The 20730-nt window shown below is 47.1% G+C and carries 19 protein-coding genes and 3 pseudogenes; 20 read left to right on the forward strand and 2 right to left on the reverse strand.

The genetic code is table 11. The features are described 5' to 3' along the window. From C0K55_RS21950 to C0K55_RS22055, 20 genes and pseudogenes are all read left to right on the forward strand, one after another. Positions 1-232 (forward strand): EAL domain-containing protein (locus C0K55_RS21950; RefSeq protein WP_236942616.1); only part of this gene is annotated, 232 nt, incomplete at its 5' end. A 406-nt stretch (positions 233-638) separates the two neighbouring features. After that, positions 639-845, forward strand: coding sequence for a hypothetical protein (locus C0K55_RS21960; protein ID WP_236942241.1), 207 nt, complete (start codon positions 639-641; stop codon positions 843-845). Between the two features lie 505 nt (positions 846-1350). Continuing rightward, positions 1351-3219, forward strand: coding sequence for a ricin-type beta-trefoil lectin domain protein (locus tag C0K55_RS21970; RefSeq protein WP_105266879.1), 1869 nt, complete (start codon positions 1351-1353; stop codon positions 3217-3219). Between the two features lie 85 nt (positions 3220-3304). After that, entirely contained in the window at positions 3305-4087 is a 783-nt protein-coding gene (locus C0K55_RS21975) for a prepilin peptidase (RefSeq protein ID WP_194309585.1), read from the forward strand. Between the two features lie 40 nt (positions 4088-4127). After that, positions 4128-4538 carry a type II secretion system pilot lipoprotein GspS-beta gene (gene gspS2 / locus C0K55_RS21980; protein ID WP_105266878.1) on the forward strand — a complete coding sequence of 137 codons (411 nt, stop codon included), beginning with the start codon at positions 4128-4130 and terminating at the stop codon, positions 4536-4538. Positions 4539-4637: 99 nt separating this feature from the next. Continuing rightward, complete coding sequence (gspC, locus tag C0K55_RS21985) at positions 4638-5501, forward strand: type II secretion system protein GspC (protein ID WP_105266877.1); 864 nt, start codon at positions 4638-4640, stop codon at positions 5499-5501. Positions 5502-5560: 59 nt separating this feature from the next. Continuing rightward, entirely contained in the window at positions 5561-7618 is a 2058-nt protein-coding gene (gene gspD / locus C0K55_RS21990) for a type II secretion system secretin GspD (RefSeq protein ID WP_105266881.1), read from the forward strand. Beyond that, positions 7618-9111, forward strand: a complete 1494-nt coding sequence (gene gspE / locus C0K55_RS21995; RefSeq protein WP_105266876.1) for a type II secretion system ATPase GspE — start codon at positions 7618-7620, stop codon at positions 9109-9111. Before gspD ends, gspE begins: the two co-directional genes overlap by 1 nt. Continuing rightward, on the forward strand, positions 9111-10334 hold the full coding sequence (gene gspF / locus C0K55_RS22000) for a type II secretion system inner membrane protein GspF (protein WP_105266875.1): 1224 nt from the start codon (positions 9111-9113) through the stop codon (positions 10332-10334). The genes gspE and gspF overlap by 1 nt, the downstream gene beginning before the upstream one ends. 16 nt (positions 10335-10350) lie before the next feature. Continuing rightward, positions 10351-10806 carry a type II secretion system major pseudopilin GspG gene (gene gspG / locus C0K55_RS22005; protein WP_123058158.1) on the forward strand — a complete coding sequence of 152 codons (456 nt, stop codon included), beginning with the start codon at positions 10351-10353 and terminating at the stop codon, positions 10804-10806. 3 nt (positions 10807-10809) lie between these two features. Then, positions 10810-11373: a type II secretion system minor pseudopilin GspH gene (gene gspH, locus C0K55_RS22010; RefSeq protein WP_105266873.1), complete on the forward strand. Its 564-nt coding sequence runs from the start codon at positions 10810-10812 to the stop codon at positions 11371-11373. After that, a complete protein-coding gene (gene gspI / locus C0K55_RS22015; protein WP_105266872.1) occupies positions 11370-11741 on the forward strand; it encodes a type II secretion system minor pseudopilin GspI in 372 nt (123 codons plus the stop codon). Before gspH ends, gspI begins: the two co-directional genes overlap by 4 nt. Further along, the gene (gene gspJ / locus C0K55_RS22020) at positions 11738-12343 is read left to right on the forward strand and encodes a type II secretion system minor pseudopilin GspJ (protein ID WP_105266871.1); all 606 of its coding nucleotides are present in this window, start codon (positions 11738-11740) and stop codon (positions 12341-12343) included. The genes gspI and gspJ overlap by 4 nt, the downstream gene beginning before the upstream one ends. Continuing rightward, positions 12340-13302 carry a type II secretion system minor pseudopilin GspK gene (gene gspK / locus C0K55_RS22025; RefSeq protein ID WP_105266870.1) on the forward strand — a complete coding sequence of 321 codons (963 nt, stop codon included), beginning with the start codon at positions 12340-12342 and terminating at the stop codon, positions 13300-13302. The genes gspJ and gspK overlap by 4 nt, the downstream gene beginning before the upstream one ends. Then, positions 13299-14477 carry a type II secretion system protein GspL gene (gene gspL / locus C0K55_RS22030; RefSeq protein WP_105266869.1) on the forward strand — a complete coding sequence of 393 codons (1179 nt, stop codon included), beginning with the start codon at positions 13299-13301 and terminating at the stop codon, positions 14475-14477. Before gspK ends, gspL begins: the two co-directional genes overlap by 4 nt. Position 14478: 1 nt before the next feature. Further along, a complete protein-coding gene (gene gspM / locus C0K55_RS22035; protein WP_105266868.1) occupies positions 14479-15015 on the forward strand; it encodes a type II secretion system protein GspM in 537 nt (178 codons plus the stop codon). 459 nt (positions 15016-15474) lie between these two features. After that, positions 15475-16097: pseudogene (locus tag C0K55_RS26380) on the forward strand (DNA-binding protein). A 93-nt stretch (positions 16098-16190) separates the two neighbouring features. Further along, positions 16191-16289, forward strand: a pseudogene (locus tag C0K55_RS26745) (hypothetical protein); the annotation flags it as partial. A gap of 353 nt (positions 16290-16642) precedes the next feature. Further along, positions 16643-18433 carry a hypothetical protein gene (locus C0K55_RS22050; RefSeq protein ID WP_236942242.1) on the forward strand — a complete coding sequence of 597 codons (1791 nt, stop codon included), beginning with the start codon at positions 16643-16645 and terminating at the stop codon, positions 18431-18433. 195 nt (positions 18434-18628) lie between these two features. Continuing rightward, positions 18629-19669 (forward strand): annotated as a pseudogene (locus C0K55_RS22055) (IS481 family transposase). 459 nt (positions 19670-20128) lie between these two features. Here C0K55_RS22055 and C0K55_RS26750 read toward each other — a convergent pair. Further along, positions 20129-20350: an ImmA/IrrE family metallo-endopeptidase gene (locus tag C0K55_RS26750; protein ID WP_236942243.1), complete on the reverse strand. Its 222-nt coding sequence runs from the start codon at positions 20348-20350 to the stop codon at positions 20129-20131. A 23-nt stretch (positions 20351-20373) separates the two neighbouring features. Further along, on the reverse strand, positions 20374-20670 hold the full coding sequence (locus tag C0K55_RS26755; protein WP_236942244.1) for a hypothetical protein: 297 nt from the start codon (positions 20668-20670) through the stop codon (positions 20374-20376). Positions 20671-20730: the final 60 nt, after the last annotated feature.

Genomic DNA, 20730 nt, shown 5'->3' on the forward strand with positions numbered 1-20730 from the left:
TATAAAAATGGACAGGAGCTTCACACAGGACATTCTGAGTGAAAAGACATCCCGGCATATCGTGGAAAGTGTTGTCGGGCTGGCAGGAAAGCTGGGTATTGATACGGTGGCAGAAGGTGTGGAAACACAGGCGCAGGTGAACTGTCTGTGCTCTCTGGGAGTGGATTATCTGCAGGGGTTTTATTTCGGCAGACCGGAAAAAGTGGATACATTTTGTTGTGAGTACAGGTAACGCCAGCTGTGTAATCAGTAAGTCACTCCTGAAAAATAAAATTAAATACATTTAAGTAATTTCATTTTATTTCTGATAGATGATGTGCCGGTATCGCATTTTTCAGACTCCGGCAGTGTTTTTCTTCTTAACTTTAACGCCTTTTTGTTTTTATTCTTTTATTCATATTTACATTGAGAGGCAGGCGTGTTTGTTCACTTTGTCAGCAGGCAGGGGCGAAATCTTCTGGTGAATATAAAAGACATCAGTTTCGTTCTTCAGAAGGGTGTTTTTTGTGAACTTCATATCAGGGGAATTGAAGGTCATGTGATGGTGGAAGATGACTTCAGTGAGGTTTACGGAAAGATAAAAGAAATTCCATCACGAGTGAATAATGCAGGTGAAGGTGTCTCAGAGGGGAGTGGACGTGCGTCAGAATGCTGTAATTGATATTTTACTTATTATTGTCTTTTCTCTTTCTTTATTAATTTGCGGAAAAGTTTCCGCTGCTACCGGATGGCAGTCCGGCGGAGATTTTCAGGGAACTGTGGAGTTCGGGGGGATCATCACGCCTTATGATGACACACTTTCCACGACAGTGGGAATACCAGGGTGGTATAGCTTTTTATTATAACCGTTATCACTGGTATTTTTGCTGAGAGAGTCTGGAAGCTGTCTCCTTCTGCGGTTTCTTATGACCTGCTTTGATTGCAGGCTGTGGGCGGAATTTCCGGATGTATAGTGAATGAAGCACCATAATACATGGTGCCGGTGGCATGCCATCAGAATAATGAAATCGTTGCTTTCTTTGTTATTTCGCTATGGCCGTACGCTGATCACGGTACGGGCGGTAGCGTATTTTAGTACTGGAAACAGGAAGTCATCAGATAAAATAATTGCGGATTTTGTCTACATAATTCAGACAGCAGTTTTCCGTATCTACTGCTCTTTTTATTTCACTGTTCTGCTGTTGCTTATCCATTATTTTAGATATATTGATCTCACATCTGGTGAATCTTTTTAATATTGGTTTTTATAGCTATGCTGAGCATTTTTGTTTTAAATGAGGAGGTGTGTAAAAATTTATTTTTTGAAGGTTTATTTATATTCGGTTTATACATTTGCTCTATGGGATTTTTATGAAAAGACGCTATTTTTTAAGCTTTTTTTTTGTTCCTGGCATATTGATGGCCCATCCCTTTAAGCAAGGGGATATGGTAATGGATGTCAGGAAAAGCGATGTATCTGAAGGTACTGATATTATCATGTACTCACCACATGGTGGAGATAATCAGAATTTCATTTATGAAAATGGAAATATTAAGCTAGCATCAAATCAGAACTATTGTGTGGATGTAAGCAGAAACCCGAATTATAAGGAGAACAGCATAATCCTGTGGACGTGTAATGGCGGAGACAATCAGAAATTTACCATTACAGATGGAACAATAAGGCCAAGGGACAGAGCGAATGAGTGTATTACCGTAAAATCAGAAGGATTTTTGAAATCTGAACAATGCGTATCTTCTCCGCAGCAAAGATTCGATATTCCGAAAGTGTGTACATATAAAGATGCTTATTACAGGAATATGACGGAGTGTGCTGACAGTGATATTCCTATGGTAAAGGATAATGATACGTTATCTTCTTTAAGCGTTGTTAATTCTTCTGGCTCGATGTTTGAACATCGTGATTTTAAAGGGGGTAAAGTAAGATTTGATAAAAATATTCCTTTTATCGATGATGTGAAAAAAGGGTTTAATGATAAAGTATCAAGTCTTAAAATTTCATCTGAAAAAACATTTTTAATTACTTCCGATCCGCAGTTGGTTTGTGAGAAAAACTGTAATAATATTTCTGCTGACACATCAAAAAGAAACATCAGAGTACAGTATGAGATGTTTAATGAACAATACCCTGATGCTGATGCCGTTATCATTAATGGTGATTTGACGGAATTTGGTCATGCCGGGCAGTGGGGGGATTTTGAGTCAATTGTCAGCAGACTAAAAATTCCTTATTATTACGGTCTGGGCAATCATGATATATATAATAATTATAATGATTGCTGGGAGAATAATTGTGTGATTCGAAGTGTTACTAAGTTGTTTCATCATGTAAATAGCAAAGACAATATCTCTGATTTTGATGTGAATTATACGCACGGGTATGTATTCCCGGAAGTTAAAGAAACGATAAAAGGATCTTTGTCATATTCTGTCGATTTCGGAAATGTATTGCTCATTCAGCTCAATGATTATGAGAAAGGGAAAAATCCATTAAAAATAAATCAATATACTTCTGGTGCCTGGGGCGGGGGAGCCATGCGACACGAAATAGACAGGTATCAGGATGCAGAATATTCATGGCTTGAACGACAGCTCTACTCCGCATATAAGAATAATCAGGTGGTCATCGTTAACCAGCATCGCTTTGATGCTGATGCCGGGAATCTGAAGAAATTACTTGATAAATATAATGTGCAGTTGCGTTTTGCCGGGCATCATCATAACTGGATTGGGGAAAAAAAAGGCGACTTTCGACTTTCTGGTTCGAGTGCTTTAGGTACCTACCTTAAAGTGGATGTTGATACCAGTAAAAAGACCGCAAAAGTTTATAAGGGTGTGAATAATACAGCCACACCTGAACTGATTGAAACCATTTCTCTGGAGCCACCGAAAGGGAACATCACACCTCCGCCTCCGGGGCCGGTTTATCTTCGCGTCAAGACGTCCGGCGGTTATGAGGCTTTTGTTTCTCTGGTATACAGAACCAAAGACGGGCAACAGAAAAAAATTAATTCCGGTAAATTACTTGCCGGTAACTCCTGGGAATACAATGTTCCTGGTGGTTCGACGATTGAATATCTGGAAGCAAGAAATAATACCGGGCTGGTCTGGGAACCCCAGAGAAGAATATTCAGAGTCAATAATATCAGGAATGATGCCTGTTTTTCCACCTGGGGAACCACGCTGAACTCTGCCTGGAAACAGGTTAGTTGTCGCTGATAAGGGACTATCTTTATTTATATTTACAGGTTCCTGCCGGTGCAGGGACCTGTAATAAATATTATTTTTTATGAGATATTGAACATTGTTTCCTTATATTTGTGTTGTGATAGGTCTTATTGCCGGCAGTTTTCTGAATGTTGTGATCCGACGCTATCCTGTTATGCTCCGGCAACAGATAGCTGAATTTCAGGGCGAAACGCAGAATGTGCAACCCGGTATAAACCTGATACGCCCACGTTCGCACTGCCCATATTGCCGGAAGAGTATCCGCATTCGTGACAACATACCGCTGGTTTCCTGGCTGATACTTAAAGGGCGATGCCGAGACTGCCATGGAAAAATCAGTCTGCGTTACCCGGTGGTTGAATTATTGACGGCACTATCATTTTTACTGGCAGGCATTGTCTGGCCGGACAGCGGGTGGGGTGTGGCTGTCATGATATTATCTGCCTGGCTGATTGCCGCAAGCTTTATTGATCTTGAGCATCAGTGGTTACCTGATATTTTCACTCAGGGCGTGTTGTGGACCGGGCTTATTGTGGCATGGGGGGGACTGAGTCCTTTGCCCCTGCATGATGCTGTTAGCGGGGGGCTGGCGGGGTTTGTGTCTTTTTATACTCTCCGGTGGCTGGCCGGTGTTGTCCTGCGCAGGGAAGCGCTGGGTATGGGCGACGTTTTGTTGTTTGCCGGCCTGGGGAGCTGGACCGGTCCTTTGTTACTGCCGGATGTGGCGCTCGTGGCGTCATTCTGTGCTCTGATATATGCCATCACGACAGGGAAATATGCAAGTACAGTGCCTTTCGGCCCCTTTCTGAGTCTGGGAGGAATGGTGACGTTATATACAGGCATTGATGTAATGCTTTAAGCGTTATTTTATTTACTGAGCATGTGGAGGGGCGCTCGTTATGTCAGAAAAACAGATACCTGGGAAAAGCGTTATTCCGGTACTGCTGAGTATTGTTGCATCCTTAAGTGGATGTGCGGGATACCAGAGTGAAGCGGACATGCTGGCAAAAGAACAGGCACGCAATATCAGCAGGAATCTGCCGGTTAAATCGGCGAATTATACACTGATATCAGCGCAGAACAGTGGAGCGCTGATAAAAATGGTTGTTATCAGCGAAGGCACCGGACAACTCACTCTGAATCCGGATGTTTTCTTAACGCAGTTTCAGTACCAGATATGCACGGATCCGGCAATGAAGGCGATGATGAATAAAGGCGTTTATTATATAATAAAAATTAATGAAATGCGTACAGGTAATCAGTATCAACGAAAACTTGACCGTGCCGCCTGTGGAATAAAAAAAACATAATATCAGATATGCAATAATAAGACATATTATTGATAATGCAGGTATTCATGTTATTAAGTTTCAGGACAGAGTTGTGGGTTTCCGGGTGTTGTTGCTTATATGCTTAAGAAGTGGTTGTTAAAATTCATACATTATATTTTCTGTATAATGCTGTTTTTTATTTTTATAAAAATCATCATTTCAGCCTGGCATTATGCCACTTTTTCAGTTGTGCAGGTGAAACATTCCCCGGTACAGCATAAAGAAAGACAACAGAACGCCGGAATGACGGGGAGTGAGTGCTGCCAGTTAATTAGCCAGCAAAACTGGTTTGGTGAGTATCACCCCGTTACTGTGCCGGAGCACAGCCCGTTGACATTGATGGTGAAAGAAAAACTGCCCGATATTGTGCTCCGTGGGGTTGCGTCGGGAGCAAGGCCTAGTGTGGTGCTTGAGGAGAAAGGGAGGCAGCAGTTTTATTTGCAGGGAGAGAGACTCTCATCCGGGGATGCTGTGATTGAACGTATTTTTCCTGAGCAGGTGATGTTGCGTTACCTGGATAACGTTATTTACCTCACTCTGACCGATGAAGAAGGTGCCCCTGAGCCAGAGAAAAAATATGAGCAGCCAGAAATATCTTCTCCGCCGGAAACATCTGCTGTTGCTGATACTTTTTCCCGTTTGCCACTCGCAGTTCAGCAGGCACTGGCCATTGATCCTCAAAAATTTTTCGAATATATCCGCTTTACCCCCGTATATAAGGACGGTGTTGCCGGTTACGCTGTGATGCCCGGGGGGGATCGCTCCCTTTTTGATATCAGTGGTCTGAAAGCTGGTGATATTGCGGTTGCCCTGAACGGACAGGATTTTACGCAGCCGGGAGCAACAAGCATCTTTATGCAACAAATTTATTCAATGAGTATTGTCAGGCTGACCATTTTACGAAACGGGGAGCGCCACAACATATCTGTTGCATTGCGTTGATAATTCCCTGTCTGTTTTTAATTCAGGAGAACGGTTTAATTATGTTCCGGTGTGAAATTATGCTGCGTGCCCTGCGTGAAGATGACAGGCAAAAAAAAATAACCGGCATTAAAAAGAAAAAATATTTACTTTCTCTGATACTGATGGCTGCATTGTGTAGTCCGTCCTCCCGGGCTGAAGAAAATACCTTTACTGCCAGCTTTAAAGATACAGATTTGAAATCATTCATCGAAACCGTCGGTGCTAATCTTAATAAAACTATCGTGATGGGACCAGATGTTCAGGGAAAGGTGAGTATTCGAACGATAACACCACTCAATGAACGTCAGTATTATCAGTTGTTCCTTAATTTGCTGGAAGCCCAGGGGTATGCCGTCGTACCCGTGGAGAATAACGTACTTAAAGTTGTTAAATCCGGTGCGGCGAAAACAGAACCATTACCCCTGACCGGAGAAGGCCATGAAAATTATGTCGGTGATGAAATGGTTACCCGGATTGTGCCGGTACGTAATGTTTCCGTACGTGAGCTGGCTCCTGTTTTACAGCAAATGACTGACCTGGACGGATCCGGCAGTATTGTCAATTACGAGCCCTCCAATGTGATTATGCTGACCGGGCGAGCCTCGGTGGTGAAACGTCTGACTGAGGTAATACAACGAATTGATCGTGAAGGGAACCGTACCGAGGAGGTGATCCCGCTGGGTAATGCGTCGGCTTCAGAAATCGTCCGTGTGCTGGAAAGTCTGACCAGAAACAGCAGTGAAAATCAGCCTGCAACGCTGAAATCACAGATTGTCGCTGATGAGCGAACGAACAGTGTTATCGTCAGTGCAGATCCCGCCACACGGGACAAAATACGCCGTCTGATCCGTCGCCTGGACTCAGAAATGGAGCGCAGTGGCAACAGCCAGGTGTTCTATCTCAAATACAGCAAAGCCGAAGATCTGGTCGATGTGCTGAAACAGGTCAGCGGCACGCTCACGGCGGCTAAAGAAGAGGCGGAAGGCACGGTCGGTAGCGGGCGTGATGTTGTTTCCATCGCTGCCAGCAAACACAGTAATGCCCTGATTGTCACCGCGCCACAGGACGTCATGCAGTCTTTGCAAAGCGTGATTGAACAACTGGATATTCGTCGTGCTCAGGTGCATGTCGAGGCGTTAATCGCGGAAGTCGCTGAAGGCAGTAATATCAACTTCGGTGTGCAGTGGATGTCAAAAGATACCGGGTTTATGCAGTTTGCTAATGGTACGCAGATCCCGATTGGTTCCCTGAGCATGGCAGTTTCTCAGGCAAAGCCGCAGAAAGGCTCCACGGTGATCAGCGAAAATGGTGCCACCACCATAAACCCTGATACGGAAGGTGATCTTTCCAGATTGTCTCAGTTACTTTCTGGTTTTAGTGGCACGGCCGTTGGGGTGGTGAAGGGCGACTGGGCCGCGCTGGTCCAGGCAGTTAAAAACGACTCCGGTACCAATGTGCTCTCCATGCCGAGTATCACCACGCTGGACAACCAGGAAGCCTTCTTCATGGTGGGGCAGGATGTTCCGGTATTAACCGGATCTGCGGTGGGTGAAAATAACAGTAATCCTTTCAACACGGTAGAGAGGAAAAAAGTCGGCATCATGCTGAAAGTCACGCCGCAGATTAACGAAGGTAACGCGGTACAGATGGTGATTGAGCAGGAAGTCTCGAAGGTGGAAGGACAGACCAGCCTCGACGTCGTGTTTGGTGAGCGCAAACTGAAAACCACCGTGCTGGCTAACGATGGCGAGCTGATCGTGCTTGGCGGTCTGATGGACGACCAGGCGGGAGAAAGCGTGGCGAAAGTGCCATTGCTGGGTGATATCCCGTTGATTGGTAACCTGTTTAAATCGACGGCGGATAAAAAAGAAAAACGTAACCTGATGGTGTTTATCCGTCCGACCATTCTGCGTGACGGTATGGCGGCAGACGGCGTGTCGCAGCGCAAATATAACTATATGCGCGCCGAACAGATCTATCGTGATGAGCAAGGCTTAAGCCTGATGCCGCACACCGCGCAGCCGGTACTGCCAGCGCAAAACCAGGCCTTACCGCCGGAAGTCCGTGCGTTCCTTAATGCCGGGAGAACGCGTTAATGGTGCCTGTAGCACAGGAAACCACCGCCAACACCGTGCGTCTGCCCTACAGTTTCAGCCGTCGGTTTAGCCTGGTGGCATGGTGCGAAGCGTCGCTGGAGATCCTCCATGTTCATCCGTTGTCGCTCTCTGTTTTGCAGGAGCTACAGCGGGGGCTGAACGCGCCCTTTACGCTGCGGCAAATCGACGAGGCCGAATTTGAACAGCGGCTGAATGCGGTCTGGCAGCGGGACTCTTCCGAGGCTCGCCAGCTGATGGAAGATCTCGGTTCTGCTGAGGACTTTTTTACCCTCGCAGAAGAACTGCCGGAAACGGAAGATCTGCTGGAAAGTGACGACGATGCGCCGATCATCAAACTGATCAACGCCATGCTGGCAGAGGCAATCAAAGAAGGCGCTTCGGATATCCACATCGAGACGTTTGAAAAGAGTCTGGTGATCCGTTTTCGCGTTGACGGCACATTACATGAAATGCTGCGCCCTGGGCGCAAACTGGCCTCGCTGCTGGTATCGCGTATTAAGGTGATGGCGCGGCTGGATATCGCCGAAAAGCGCGTACCGCAGGATGGACGTATTGCGCTGCTGCTGGGCGGTCGGGCGATTGATGTGCGTGTCTCCACCATGCCTTCTGCCTGGGGTGAGCGCGTGGTGCTGCGACTGCTGGACAAAAACCAGGCCCGCCTGACGCTGGAACGTCTGGGACTGAGCCACGAACTGACCGCGCAGTTGCGCCAGCTACTGCACAAACCGCACGGCATCTTTCTGGTGACGGGGCCGACGGGTTCCGGCAAAAGCACCACGCTGTACGCCGGATTGCAGGAGCTGAACAACCATTCGCGTAACATTCTCACGGTTGAAGACCCCATCGAATACATGATTGAAGGGATCGGTCAGACACAGGTTAACACCCGCGTCGGCATGACCTTCGCCCGTGGCCTGCGCGCGATTTTGCGTCAGGACCCGGATGTGGTGATGGTCGGTGAAATCCGCGATACCGAAACTGCAGAAATCGCTGTTCAGGCGTCGCTTACCGGGCACCTGGTACTTTCCACGCTGCATACCAACACGGCGGTGGGGGCGATCACGCGTTTGCAGGATATGGGGGTAGAGCCTTTCCTGCTCTCTTCCAGTCTGACGGGCGTGATGGCGCAGCGGCTGGTCCGCACGCTGTGCACCGACTGCCGCCAGGCCGCGCCTGCCACTGACGAAGAAAAACGCCTGCTGGGAATTACCGACGCCCGTACCGTCACTCTGTTCCATCCGCAGGGCTGCCCCGCCTGTAATCACAAAGGTTTCCGCGGACGTACTGCCATTCATGAGCTGATCGTGGTGGATGCCACATTGCGTGATTTGATCCACCGTCAGGCCGGGGAACTGGAGCTGGAACGTTATGTCCGGCAACACTCTGCGGGCATCCGCAGCAACGGCATTGAGAAAGTGCTCGCCGGAGAAACCTCTCTCGATGAAGTGCTGCGGGTCACGATGGAGGCGTAATGGCACTGTTTTACTATCAGGCGCTGGAGCGTAATGGTCGCAAAAACAAAGGCATGATTGAGGCGGATTCCGCGCGTCATGCCCGTCAGTTGTTGCGCGCTAAAGAGCTTATCCCTGTGAACATTGAAGCCCGGATGAATGCTTCGTCAGGGGGAATATTGCAGCGTCGGCGGCACGCACATCGTCGCGTGGCGGCGGCAGATCTGGCGCTGTTTACTCGCCAACTGGCAACGTTAGTACAGGCAGCAATGCCGCTGGAAACCTGCTTACAGGCGGTTAGTGAGCAAAGCGAAAAACTGCATGTAAAAAGCCTCGGAATGGCGCTACGCAGCCGGATTCAGGAAGGTTACACCCTGTCGGACAGCCTGCGCGAACATCCCCGCGTCTTTGATTCCCTGTTTTGTTCGATGGTGGCTGCCGGAGAAAAATCCGGGCATCTCGACATGGTGCTCAATCGCCTGGCGGATTACACCGAACAACGCCAGCGCCTGAAATCACGCCTGCTGCAGGCCATGCTCTATCCGCTGGTACTGCTGGTGGTGGCAACGGGCGTGGTCACTATTTTGCTGACGGCAGTGGTGCCGAAAATCATCGAACAGTTCGATCACCTCGGACACGCGCTGCCCGCCACCACCCGCGCGCTTATCGCCATGAGTGACGCGTTACAGGCCAGCGGCGTTTACTGGCTGGCGGGATTGCTGGCGCTTCTGGTGTTGGGGCAACGGCTACTCAAAAATCCTGCGATGCGCCTGCGCTGGGATAAAACCTTGCTGCGCCTGCCTGTGACGGGGCGTGTTGCGCGCGGGCTGAATACGGCGCGGTTTTCCCGCACATTAAGCATTCTCACCGCCAGCAGTGTTCCGCTACTGGAAGGCATTCAGACCGCTGCCGCCGTGTCGGCAAATCGCTATGTCGAACAACAACTACTGCTGGCGGCAGATCGCGTCCGCGAAGGAAGCAGTCTGCGCGCCGCGCTGGCGGAGTTGCGCCTGTTCCCGCCGATGATGCTGTACATGATCGCCTCCGGCGAACAGAGCGGCGAACTGGAAACCATGCTTGAGCAGGCCGCAGTTAACCAGGAACGGGAATTTGATACCCAGGTGGGGCTGGCGTTGGGGCTGTTTGAGCCTGCGCTGGTGGTGGTGATGGCGGGCGTGGTGCTGTTTATCGTCATCGCCATCCTCGAGCCGATGCTGCAACTGAACAATATGGTTGGAATGTAATTTACGGAGTTATCACATGAATTCGTTATCCCGCACACAAAAGCCACGGGCAGGTTTTACCCTGCTGGAAGTGATGGTGGTGATTGTTATTCTTGGCGTTCTGGCAAGTCTGGTGGTGCCTAACCTGTTGGGCAACAAAGAGAAAGCGGACAGGCAAAAAGCCATCAGCGATATCGTGGCACTGGAGAATGCGCTGGATATGTACCGACTGGATAACGGGCGTTATCCGACCACCGAGCAGGGGCTGGAGGCGCTGATCCAGCAACCGGCCAATATGGCGGACGCCCGCAACTACCGTACCGGTGGATACATCAAACGACTGCCAAAGGATCCGTGGGGCAATGATTATCAGTATCTCAGTCCGGGTGAAAAAGGAGTGTTTGATGTTTACACCTTAGGGGCGGACGGTCAGGAAAGCGGGGAAGGTGCTGCGGCAGATATCGGTAACTGGAATTTACAGGAGCTTCAGTAGCAAGTGCCTGAACGCGGATTCACACTTCTGGAAATCATGCTGGTGATTTTCCTTATCGGCCTTGCCAGTGCGGGCATGGTACAGACGCTGGCGACCCCTTACGAATCGCCCGCGAAAAAAGCAGCGCAGGATTTCCTGAGCCGGTTTGAACAACTGAAAGATAAAGCGGTGACTGAAGGGCTGGCTGTCGGTGTGTTAATCGAGCCGTCCGGCTACCAGTTTATGCAGCGTCGTCACGGGCAGTGGTTGCCTGTTTCCGCGACCCGGTTATCGGCACAGGTTACGGTGCCAGAACAGGTGCAGATGCTGTTACAACCCGGCAGTGATATCTGGCAGAAGGAGTATGCGCTGGAGCTGCAGCGTCGTCGCCTGACGCTGCACGATATTGAACTGGAGCTGCAAAAAGAGGCGAAAAAGAAGACGCCGCAGATCCGTTTTTTTCCCTTTGAGCCGGCCACGCCATTTACGCTGCGCTTTTATTCTGCAGAGCAAAGCGAATGCCAGGCGGTGAAACTGGTGCATGATGGCACATTATTGCCCGGTTCGTGTGATGAGAGGATGCAATGAAGCACGGATTTACGTTACTGGAAGTGATGATTGCACTGGTGATTTTTGCGCTGGCTGTCATGGCGGTGTTACAGATTGCCAGCGGCACGCTGAGTAATCAGCAGGTGCTTGAGGAGAAAACGGTAGCAGGCTGGGTGGCTGAAAACCAGACCGCACTGCTCTACCTGATGACCCGCGAGCAGCGGGCGGTCGGGCATCAGGGCGAGAGCGATATGGCTGGAAGCCGCTGGTACTGGCGAACGATCCCACAGAAAACAGACAACACACTGTTACAGGCGGTGGATATTGAAGTCAGTCGTCACGAAGACTTTTCGTCGGTGATTCAGTCACGACGCGCCTGGTTCAGCGCCGTGGGAGGCCAGCAGTGAAAAGGACTCGCGCTGGTTTTACGTTACTGGAAATGCTGATTGCGATAGCCATTTTTTCCTCACTGGCATTAATGACACAGCAGGTGACAAGCGGCATCACGCATGCGAACAGCGTCGTCGCGGGACATGATAAAAAACTACGCATCGTGCAGCAGACGATGAGTTTTCTGACCCACGATCTGACACAAATGATGCCGCGACCGGTAAGAGGCGAGCAGGGGCAGCGGGAACCTGCGTTGCTGGCAGGCGCTGGCGTGCTGGCGTCTGAGAGTGAAGGAGTACGTTTTGTGCGCGGCGGCGTGGTCAATCCGTTGATGCGTCTGCCGCGCAGTAATCTGCTTACCGTGGGTTACCGTATTCGCAATGGTTATCTTGAACGTCTTGTGTGGCCGCTGACGGACGCAGCGGACAGTGTGGAGCCGACAATACAAAAACTTTTCCCGGCGGATTTGCTCCGTTTGCAGTTCCACGACGGCACGCGCTGGCTGGAGGACTGGTCGTCACAGCAGACGATCCCTGCAGCAGTACGTATGATCCTGCATTCGCCACAATGGGGTGATATTGAACGAATCTGGTTGTTACATGGGGCTCTGTCATCATGAATGGCTTTCTTCCCGGGCGTGGTATGGCGCTGGTGATGGTGCTGCTGTTACTGGCAGTGATGGCATCAGTGTGTACCGGCCTCTCTCACCGTATATCGTGGCAGACAGACAGAATGCGTAGCCTGCAGGATTATCAACAGGCAACATGGTATGCCGTCAGCGCAGAAAGCCTGGCGCTGAGCATATTAAATGAAAATCTGAAAAATGAAGAAAATACACCGATATATTCGTGGAGTATCGGGTCACATTTATTTCCACTGTCACAGGGGAAAATAGCCGTCACGCTACGCGATGCACAGGCCTGCTTTAACCTGAATGCCCTCGTTCAGCCGTCGAAGGTGTCAGGGGAGGTCGAAGGACAACTTATTACTCTGATTTCCCGCCTTGATGTGCCTGCCCGGCGGGCTGCGCAGATTACTGAAAGTCTTCAGGCCTTTATCGGAGGAGATCGTGACGGGCAGACGCAGCAGGACAGTGAATATCTTTCCCACCCCGTGCCTTTCTGGCCGGCAAAGCAGCCGCTGACGGATATCAGCGAACTACGTGTTATACAGGGAATGGATGCCGCGCTCTATCAGAAAATAAAACCACTGGTCTGCGTGCTACCGATGAACAGGCAGCGAATTAATATCAATTCGCTTGATCTCTCACAAAGTGTAATTCTTGAGGCACTGTTCGGTCCGGGATTAAGCCCAGCTCAGGCACGGGCATTACTGCAACAGCGTCCGGGAAAAGGATGGCGCAATGTCGGACACTTTCTTGCCAGTCCATACCTTAAACGGGTTGACGAGAATGTCAGAAAGCAGGCCGGGGAGTTTCTGACTGTGAGCAGCCGTTATTTCTGGTTGCGTTCAGATATCACCGTGAATGAGACTGAACTGACGATGAACTCGTTAATTGCCCGCACGGGGCCGCAATACTTTTCTGTTCTCTGGCATCAGACAGGAGAAAGTGAGTGAGCTCCATGCCTGAGATTTTTTTCCCGCTTTGCGTCTCCGATCCTGTCCGCTGGCAACGCCGTACTGCCGACGCGGAGCACGGTATCTGGTCTGACGTCGGCAACGAACAGCTTCAGCAATGGCTGCAAACTGATGCGATTCGGCTCTACATTCCCGGCGAATGGATCAGCGTCTGGCAGGCTGAACTGCCTGATATCCCCCGCAGGCAGATACCGACAATTCTGCCCGCCTTACTGGAAGAAGATCTGAATCAGGATATCGACGAACTGCATTTCGCCCCGTTGAAAATCGACCAGCAACGGGCAACCGTGGCAGTGATTCACCAGCAGCATATGCGTAACATTGCGCAGTGGTTGCAGGAAAACGGCATCACCCGCGCGATCGTCGCGCCGGACTGGATGTCCATTCCCTGTGGTTATATGGCTGGCGATGCGCAACGGGTTATCTGCCGCATCGATGAATGCCGGGGATGGAGCGCCGGGCTGGCGCTGGCTCCAGTCATGTTCCGCGCACAGCTCAATGAGCAGGATTTACCGCTTTCCCTAACCGTAGTCGGCATTGCACCGGAAGAACTATCTGCATGGGCGGGTGCAGACGCTGAACGCCTGACAGTGACGGCCCTGCCAGCCATTGCCACATCCGGAGAACCCGCAGGGAATCTGCTGACAGGAACGTGGCAACCCTGCGCCAGCTACCGAAAACAGTGGGCGCGCTGGCGGGTGATGGTTCTGCCGATATTGCTGATTCTGGTTGCGCTTGCAATGGAGCGGGGCGTGACATTATGGAGCGTCAGCGAGCAGGTGGCGCAAAGCCGTGCCAAGGTGGAGAAACAGTTCTTAACTCTATTCCCGGAGCAGAAGCGGATTGTGAATCTGCGCTCTCAGTTGGCGATGGTGCTGAAAAAATATCGCCCACAAACTGATGATACCGATCTGCTCGCTGAGTTGTCAGCGATCGCCGGCACCCTGAAATCAGCGTCACTTTCCGACATTGAGATGTGTGGTTTCACCTTTGATCAAAAACGCCAGACGCTTCATTTTCAGCTGCGGGTCGCGAATTTTGCCAGCTTTGACAAACTGCGTACCGCGCTGGCAGCAGATTTTGTTGTGCAACAGGACGCGTTACAGAAAGAGGGTGATGCAGTTTCCGGCGGCGTAACGTTGCGGAGGAAATAACATGTTACGCGATAAATTTATTCACTATTTTCAGCAATGGCGTGAGCGCCAGTTAAGCCGTGGCGAACACTGGCTGGCTCAACACCTGGCGGGGCGTTCGCCGCGTGAAAAGGGCATGTTACTGGCAGCGGCGGTGTTTCTGTTTAGCGCCGGATATTACGTCCTCATCTGGCAGCCTTTGAGCGAACGGATTGAGCAACAGAAGACGATGCTGCAACAGCTGGTGGAGATGAACGCGCGACTGAAGAGCGCCGCGCCGGACATTATTGCGGCGCGAAAATCCACCACAACAACGCCTGCACAGATATCGCAGATCATCTGTGACAGTGCGTTATCTCGCGGGATTGCGATTACATGGATGGATGCACGAGGAGAGTATATTCAGGTCCGGACCGGAGCGGTAGTTTTTAACGATTTGCTGGAGTGGTTAAATGAGTTGAGAAATAAATATGCACTTGATGTTGCACAACTTGATGTGAAACGGGCAGAATCATCAGGAATGGTTAATATACAGAGGTTAGAACTGACAAGGCGTTGATAACAATAACATCAGGCAGTAAAACAGAGTACCGGAACACACATGGCAGATGTTATATTTTCTTTTTATCTGACAGTAGTTCTGGACCAGTACACAGAACGGTATAATCATATGATTTTGATATATTCAACCCATCGTCAAATGAAGGTTGAATTATGGTCGATAAATAATAGCAGATTCATTAATGAGTGGGGCACGAATCAAGACGCCTAAAAATATCAGACGCTTGAGCGCTAACTCAGGAAAATCAGTGTTGAAGCCGTTTTCATCGTTGAAGTAGCCCCATCCGGAGTATTTAAAACAGGGGACACTATTAAACATATTCAGCCAATTCTTTTATGCCATCGGTTATGGCAACAATTGCCCGGTAATTACCAGACAGAACCATCAGTGCTTCCGTTGATTCTTAAGGGCTTATAAAGTTTTGTCAGCTGAATCTTTATACGGAATCTTTTCAGCGTGCGTATACGAATTGATTATCTGGCGGATAAATACTTTTTTACAGAGCTGAATGAATCCCCCCCATCTTCGCCGGCAGTGGCAGGATGTTCTGGAGGAGTGTCGGCAGGCAGAGGCCGGGCCAGAAGAGCGACTACGTATTGCTCTATTGAATGTGGATTACGTCATCAGTTTTGAACTGCCTTTTCGCTTGTTGCTTACCCGGACACCACAACTGATTGCCGCGTGCGTGAAGAATGGGACATCAGCCAGAAAAATATGGTATTCAACGATAAATGTTTTGGCTGCGTATACAGCCTGAAGGCCAGTCTTTCCGGTGTGCCGGATACATACCGGGATCATCTGTCTCATCGTCTTCGTCGCGTGGTTGCGAATGAAAACACATCATCGCCATATCAGCAGGTTGCCCGGGAAGTGAAAGCGCCCCGTGAACGGCAGAAGTATGCGCTGGAGGTGGGGTACTGGTGACTGCTCTGGACGACCTGTTCTGGTTTGGTAATCAGCGTATTGCGGCTGATGTCCTGAGGCTGAGAAAAGCCGGAATGTCGGTGGTGACTACGACCGTGAAGGTGCACGATAAACTGACGGGAACAACCCGTAAAGTACCAGCATACCATCTCTGATACGGCCATCAGGGGGAATATTGCTCTGGCAGTGGCAGGGCGACTTTTTTATACTTTACCCCGTGCCTGAAAATATGTGCAAAGAAAACGGAAATGACAAGGCTTGATTACGATTTCATCAATCTGTCTCTGGAACATGAAATGAATGAGTGGCTGGCAGAGAGAGGTTATGTCGGACAGGCGGATATCCGAACGGATTCCAACCAGTTGTTCTTGTTTGACAGCTTGGAAGGGATGTTATTCAGAGCTGAAGCGGCATACGCTGCTGGTGGATGCGATTTACCTTGTTGGACGTGAATTCTAATCTGAACTAGAAGGAGTTGAGCATGGCGTTTATCGCCAGTTGTGATAGTGCTCACAGACAGCCACGTACATCATTTAGTGGCAAAGAGATTATTTTGACATTGTTATGAATATTAGTGAAAACGGTTACGTTGATCTCAAGAATACATATAATGAATTGATTAATTCTTATTAATAAAGTAGATTATCTTTATTATACTATATTCTCTAATATATTCTGTGTTGTTATCTTTAAGGATATTATGATGCTTGAGAAATTAGAATTAACCAAAAATGCACAGTTTTATATTTCAAAGGGAAATAAACCAATAAAAGACGCATTTATTCTTGATATATTGAACGCTTCTGATGATAATATAGAACCTGATGCTTTATATATACTAAATGAATTTAGAGTTAAAAGTAATTTAATTGATAAAAATATACCTTATTTATATTCTGTCAGAATATTCCCTACAATTAGACCAGTTTACTTCATTGGAAAAGATGAAGGTGAGGTTGGCCTATATGATAGAATTCATGCGTTTATTATTATTTTTGAATTTGAAAATTGCATTAGTATTATCAAAAAAAGCTGTTCTAATATATCTGAAAAAATTGAGAAAAATTTTGATCTAATAACTAACACAATGATAGCTGAGACTTTCAATGATTCTGATGTTTCTTTCCAAAGAATATCCTTAAGAAACATGACGGTATCGGACAAGGCGATAAGACAGCGAACCTATGAAGCTCCGGATTTAAAGGGCACGTTTTCTACTCATGCTGCCGGAAGATCAATACCGCTATTCTTGAAATTTAGGCAAGGATCAACTGTAAGAACTATTTCAGGAACTGGGCGTTTAGTCGAGTCATCTAATAGAATTAACTTTGATAACTTAGCTCTCTGGGTTTGCAATCAACTTTCTCTAATAAAAGATGGTGGAGGCGAAAAGGATTTTTTAGATGCATTCGCGAAGCAGAAGAAACTTCATGAAGTGCTTGAACATACAAAACCAAATGCAATTTTAATTGAAAGCTCATCTTTATATGACCAACTAATCGAAGATGATATTGACATTAGATATAAAAATAAAAAAGGAATAGAAATTGAACTAAAAACAGATGAATTAGAGCGATTGATAAAGCATCTCGAAAGAGTTTATCCAATAGATCCAGAAGGAAAAATAAAAACTAAATTTGGTCGAGCATTAATTAGAGTAAATAATAAAACTTTAACCTTCGACTCATCATTCTTGAGGTCATTTAAAGTAAATGTATCAGGAAGTAATGTTACGCTACAAAGTTATATAATAAAAAATGGATTTTATAGTATTACTTTTGATGATCCCCGTTATATGTATTTTATTGGCAACTGTTTTCAAGATGACTCAGGTATTGCAGAAATAAATAGCATACTAGATATGCTAAGACCCGTGGAAAAGATGGATTCCGTAACTAGCGAAAAAGGTAGTTTTAGGAAAAATAGTGTCCAGTTTTCGAAAAATTCAATGTTTAATCTAGTTGAGAAGATACATAAAAATGATGACTATATTTTTTGTGATGATTTAGGCAATGAATGGGCTGATCATATAACCTTTAATAAAAATGACTCATGTATCAATTTCATTCATTCAAAGCATGGACCAGTTAGTACTTCCGCTAGTAACTTGCATGATGTTGTTGGTCAAGCTGTCAAGAACTTAGGATACATGAATTTTAACAAAGCGGATTTTATGAAAAAAATCGATGCTAAATTTGTAGGAAAATATAACTCAACAAAAGGTGAGACAAATATAAACCGGACCAGAAAAGGAAATTTAAATGGTCTGGATAAATATCTTTCTAATCTATTAAAGGATTTTAAGTTGCATAGAAAATGCATTTTGAGTTGTTCCTTTGTATCAAAGAATGAAATAAAGGGTGAGTTTGATAAGATATCCAGAGGAGAGAAGGTGAATGGTCATATTACACAATTGCTATGGATATTATCTTCGTTTTCTCATGCAGTAAAAGAAGTAAACGCAATTCCAATTATCTACTGTTCAAAATAAGAAAGCAATCTTAGACCCTTAAACATTAAGGGCCATACAGGACAAAAAACGTCAAAATTTAAAAGGAACAACAATATCGTCATAAACATCATCTGTATTAGTCGCGACTTGATCTGACACTGAGCCTTGAAAGGTTGAGAGTTACCGGTTTTGATATGGGTGTCGAATCCTTATACAAAACACGAGGTAACTCTCATGCTTCATACTACAATCCCGTTATCAAACACAAAGCAGGTTTGCTCAATCTGGCTGAAGAACTCAGCAACGTATCAAAAGCCTGTAAAATCATGGGCGTTTCGCGTGATATGTTTTATCGTTACCGCGAACTGGCCGATGAAGGCGGTGTGGATGCGCTGATTAATCGTAGTCGCCGTGCTCCTAACCTTAAGAACCGTACCGATGAGGCAACTGAACAGGCTGTTGTTGATTACGCCGTCGCTTTCCCTGCACACGGTCAGCATCGGACCAGCAACGAGCTGCGTAAACAGGGCGTTTTTATCTCCGGCAGTGGTGTCCATTCTGTCTGGTTACGCCATAACCTTGAGAATTTCAAAAAACGTCTGAAAGCACTGGAAGAAAAAGTAGCCCGTGATGGCATTGAGCTAACTGACAGCCAGATCGCAGCACTGGAGCGTAAAGCCAGTGATGACGAGGCCTGTGGCGAAATCGAAACGGCTCATCCGGGATATCTGGGTTCGCAGGACACGTTCTATGTAGGCAACCTGAAAGGTGTCGGGCGTATTTATCAGCAGACGTTCGTTGATACGTACTCGAAAGTGGCTCACTGTAAGCTTTACTTCACCAAAACACCGATTACCGCGGCTGACTTACTGAATGATCGTGTACTGCCGTTTTATGCGTCTCAGGGCCTGCCGAATACTGAGAATACTGACCGACAGAGGCACGGAGTACTGTGGCAAAGTAGAGCAGCATGATTATCAGCTTTATCTGGCAATAAACGATATAGAACACACGAAAACAAAGGCGATGTCCCCGCAGACCAACGGCATCTGCGAGCGGTTCCATAAAACAATCCTGAACGAATTTTATCAGGTAACGTTCCGTAAAAAACTGTACGGCGATCTTGATACATTACAGTCGGATCTTGATGAATGGCTGGCTCACTATAATAATGAGCGAACCCATCAGGGAAAAATGTGCAATGGGCGGACGCCAATGGAAACGTTACTTGATGGAAAGCGCATCTGGGCCGAGAAAAATTTAAGCCAGATGTAATCTGACAGATACCTGTATAAATAACCGGTAACTGTCAGATCAGGTCTGAGCTAATACACATCATCTATATCAGGTACGTATTTTACACCTGATATATCGGCCAATAATTCTGGTTTGATCTTAATCCTTTCAGCTAACATGTCGAAAGATATACCCAGATGTTCTTTTAAAATGGTTAAACTTTTCTCAAGAACATGAGACTCTTCTAATGGAATTTGATCGTCCAATTTTCCTTTTTTGTTTGTCGTGTTTGATTGAACCAAACAATAGCACTTCTATATTGCTGGGAGTTAATAAACCCAAGAAATGTGTCCTATAAATAATTGCTTTAGCACTAACTTTCCATCGAGCTTTTAAAGCATACTCTTTTTTCCAGTCAATCACTCCCCAATGTCTAAGCCGACTGGAAATTCTCTGGCAAAAGGCTTTCGAGGAAATAAGAAAGCACTAGCAAAAGCATCAGCCTCTCTCTGTCTTTTTACATCCAGTCTCAATACCATCATACATTATTAAATGACCACATTCATGAGCCAAGTCAAAACGCATTCGGCAGGCGCTTTCTTTCGCGATATTGCGAATTATTGTAGGAAATTTTCTATTAACAGATAAAGCATCGACTTTTTCAGACACGCCATCAAAACAGGTAACAATTGCCCCCTGATTCTCAACAACATTAACCATATTATCTATAGGATCATCAGGTGTTAACCCCCAACGAATACGAGCCCCTCAGCAATCTTTTCTATCAATTGCGGTGTTAATTCTACAATCTTACTATTATCAATCAAATTAAAACCGTTCTCTGGCATATCCAGGTGTTCATGTAACTCAGCAACGAGCTGCTCAAGAATAGTACTGTATGTCTGAACCCGCTCTTTAACATTAGCAGGCGTTGTCTGACTTTTACGAAAATGGCATTGCTCTGGCTTAATGTCACCAGAAAGAGGTATCCCGAAAAAGTCGGTGGAAACCTGAAGAAACTCTGCCAGTGCATTCCGCACATCATCAGCGGGTGCTCGAACGTCATTTTATTACTGATGTATACTTTGTCGGGTTACGCA

The sequence above is a fragment of the Escherichia sp. MOD1-EC6098 genome (assembly GCF_002965865.1).
Classification (GTDB): domain Bacteria; phylum Pseudomonadota; class Gammaproteobacteria; order Enterobacterales; family Enterobacteriaceae; genus Escherichia; species Escherichia marmotae.

Coding starts and splice junctions, on each gene's coding strand:
- gspF (WP_105266875.1), top strand. CDS start 9,111: ATGGCACTGTTTTACTATCAGGCGCTGGAGCGTAATGGTCGCAAAAAC.
- C0K55_RS26750 (WP_236942243.1), bottom strand. CDS start 20,350: ATGGTTAATGTTGTTGAGAATCAGGGGGCAATTGTTACCTGTTTTGAT.
- gspM (WP_105266868.1), top strand. CDS start 14,479: ATGTTACGCGATAAATTTATTCACTATTTTCAGCAATGGCGTGAGCGC.
- C0K55_RS22050 (WP_236942242.1), top strand. CDS start 16,643: ATGATGCTTGAGAAATTAGAATTAACCAAAAATGCACAGTTTTATATT.
- C0K55_RS21970 (WP_105266879.1), top strand. CDS start 1,351: ATGAAAAGACGCTATTTTTTAAGCTTTTTTTTTGTTCCTGGCATATTG.
- gspG (WP_123058158.1), top strand. CDS start 10,351: ATGAATTCGTTATCCCGCACACAAAAGCCACGGGCAGGTTTTACCCTG.
- gspI (WP_105266872.1), top strand. CDS start 11,370: ATGAAGCACGGATTTACGTTACTGGAAGTGATGATTGCACTGGTGATT.
- gspE (WP_105266876.1), top strand. CDS start 7,618: ATGGTGCCTGTAGCACAGGAAACCACCGCCAACACCGTGCGTCTGCCC.
- gspK (WP_105266870.1), top strand. CDS start 12,340: ATGAATGGCTTTCTTCCCGGGCGTGGTATGGCGCTGGTGATGGTGCTG.
- gspC (WP_105266877.1), top strand. CDS start 4,638: ATGCTTAAGAAGTGGTTGTTAAAATTCATACATTATATTTTCTGTATA.
- gspS2 (WP_105266878.1), top strand. CDS start 4,128: ATGTCAGAAAAACAGATACCTGGGAAAAGCGTTATTCCGGTACTGCTG.
- gspD (WP_105266881.1), top strand. CDS start 5,561: ATGCTGCGTGCCCTGCGTGAAGATGACAGGCAAAAAAAAATAACCGGC.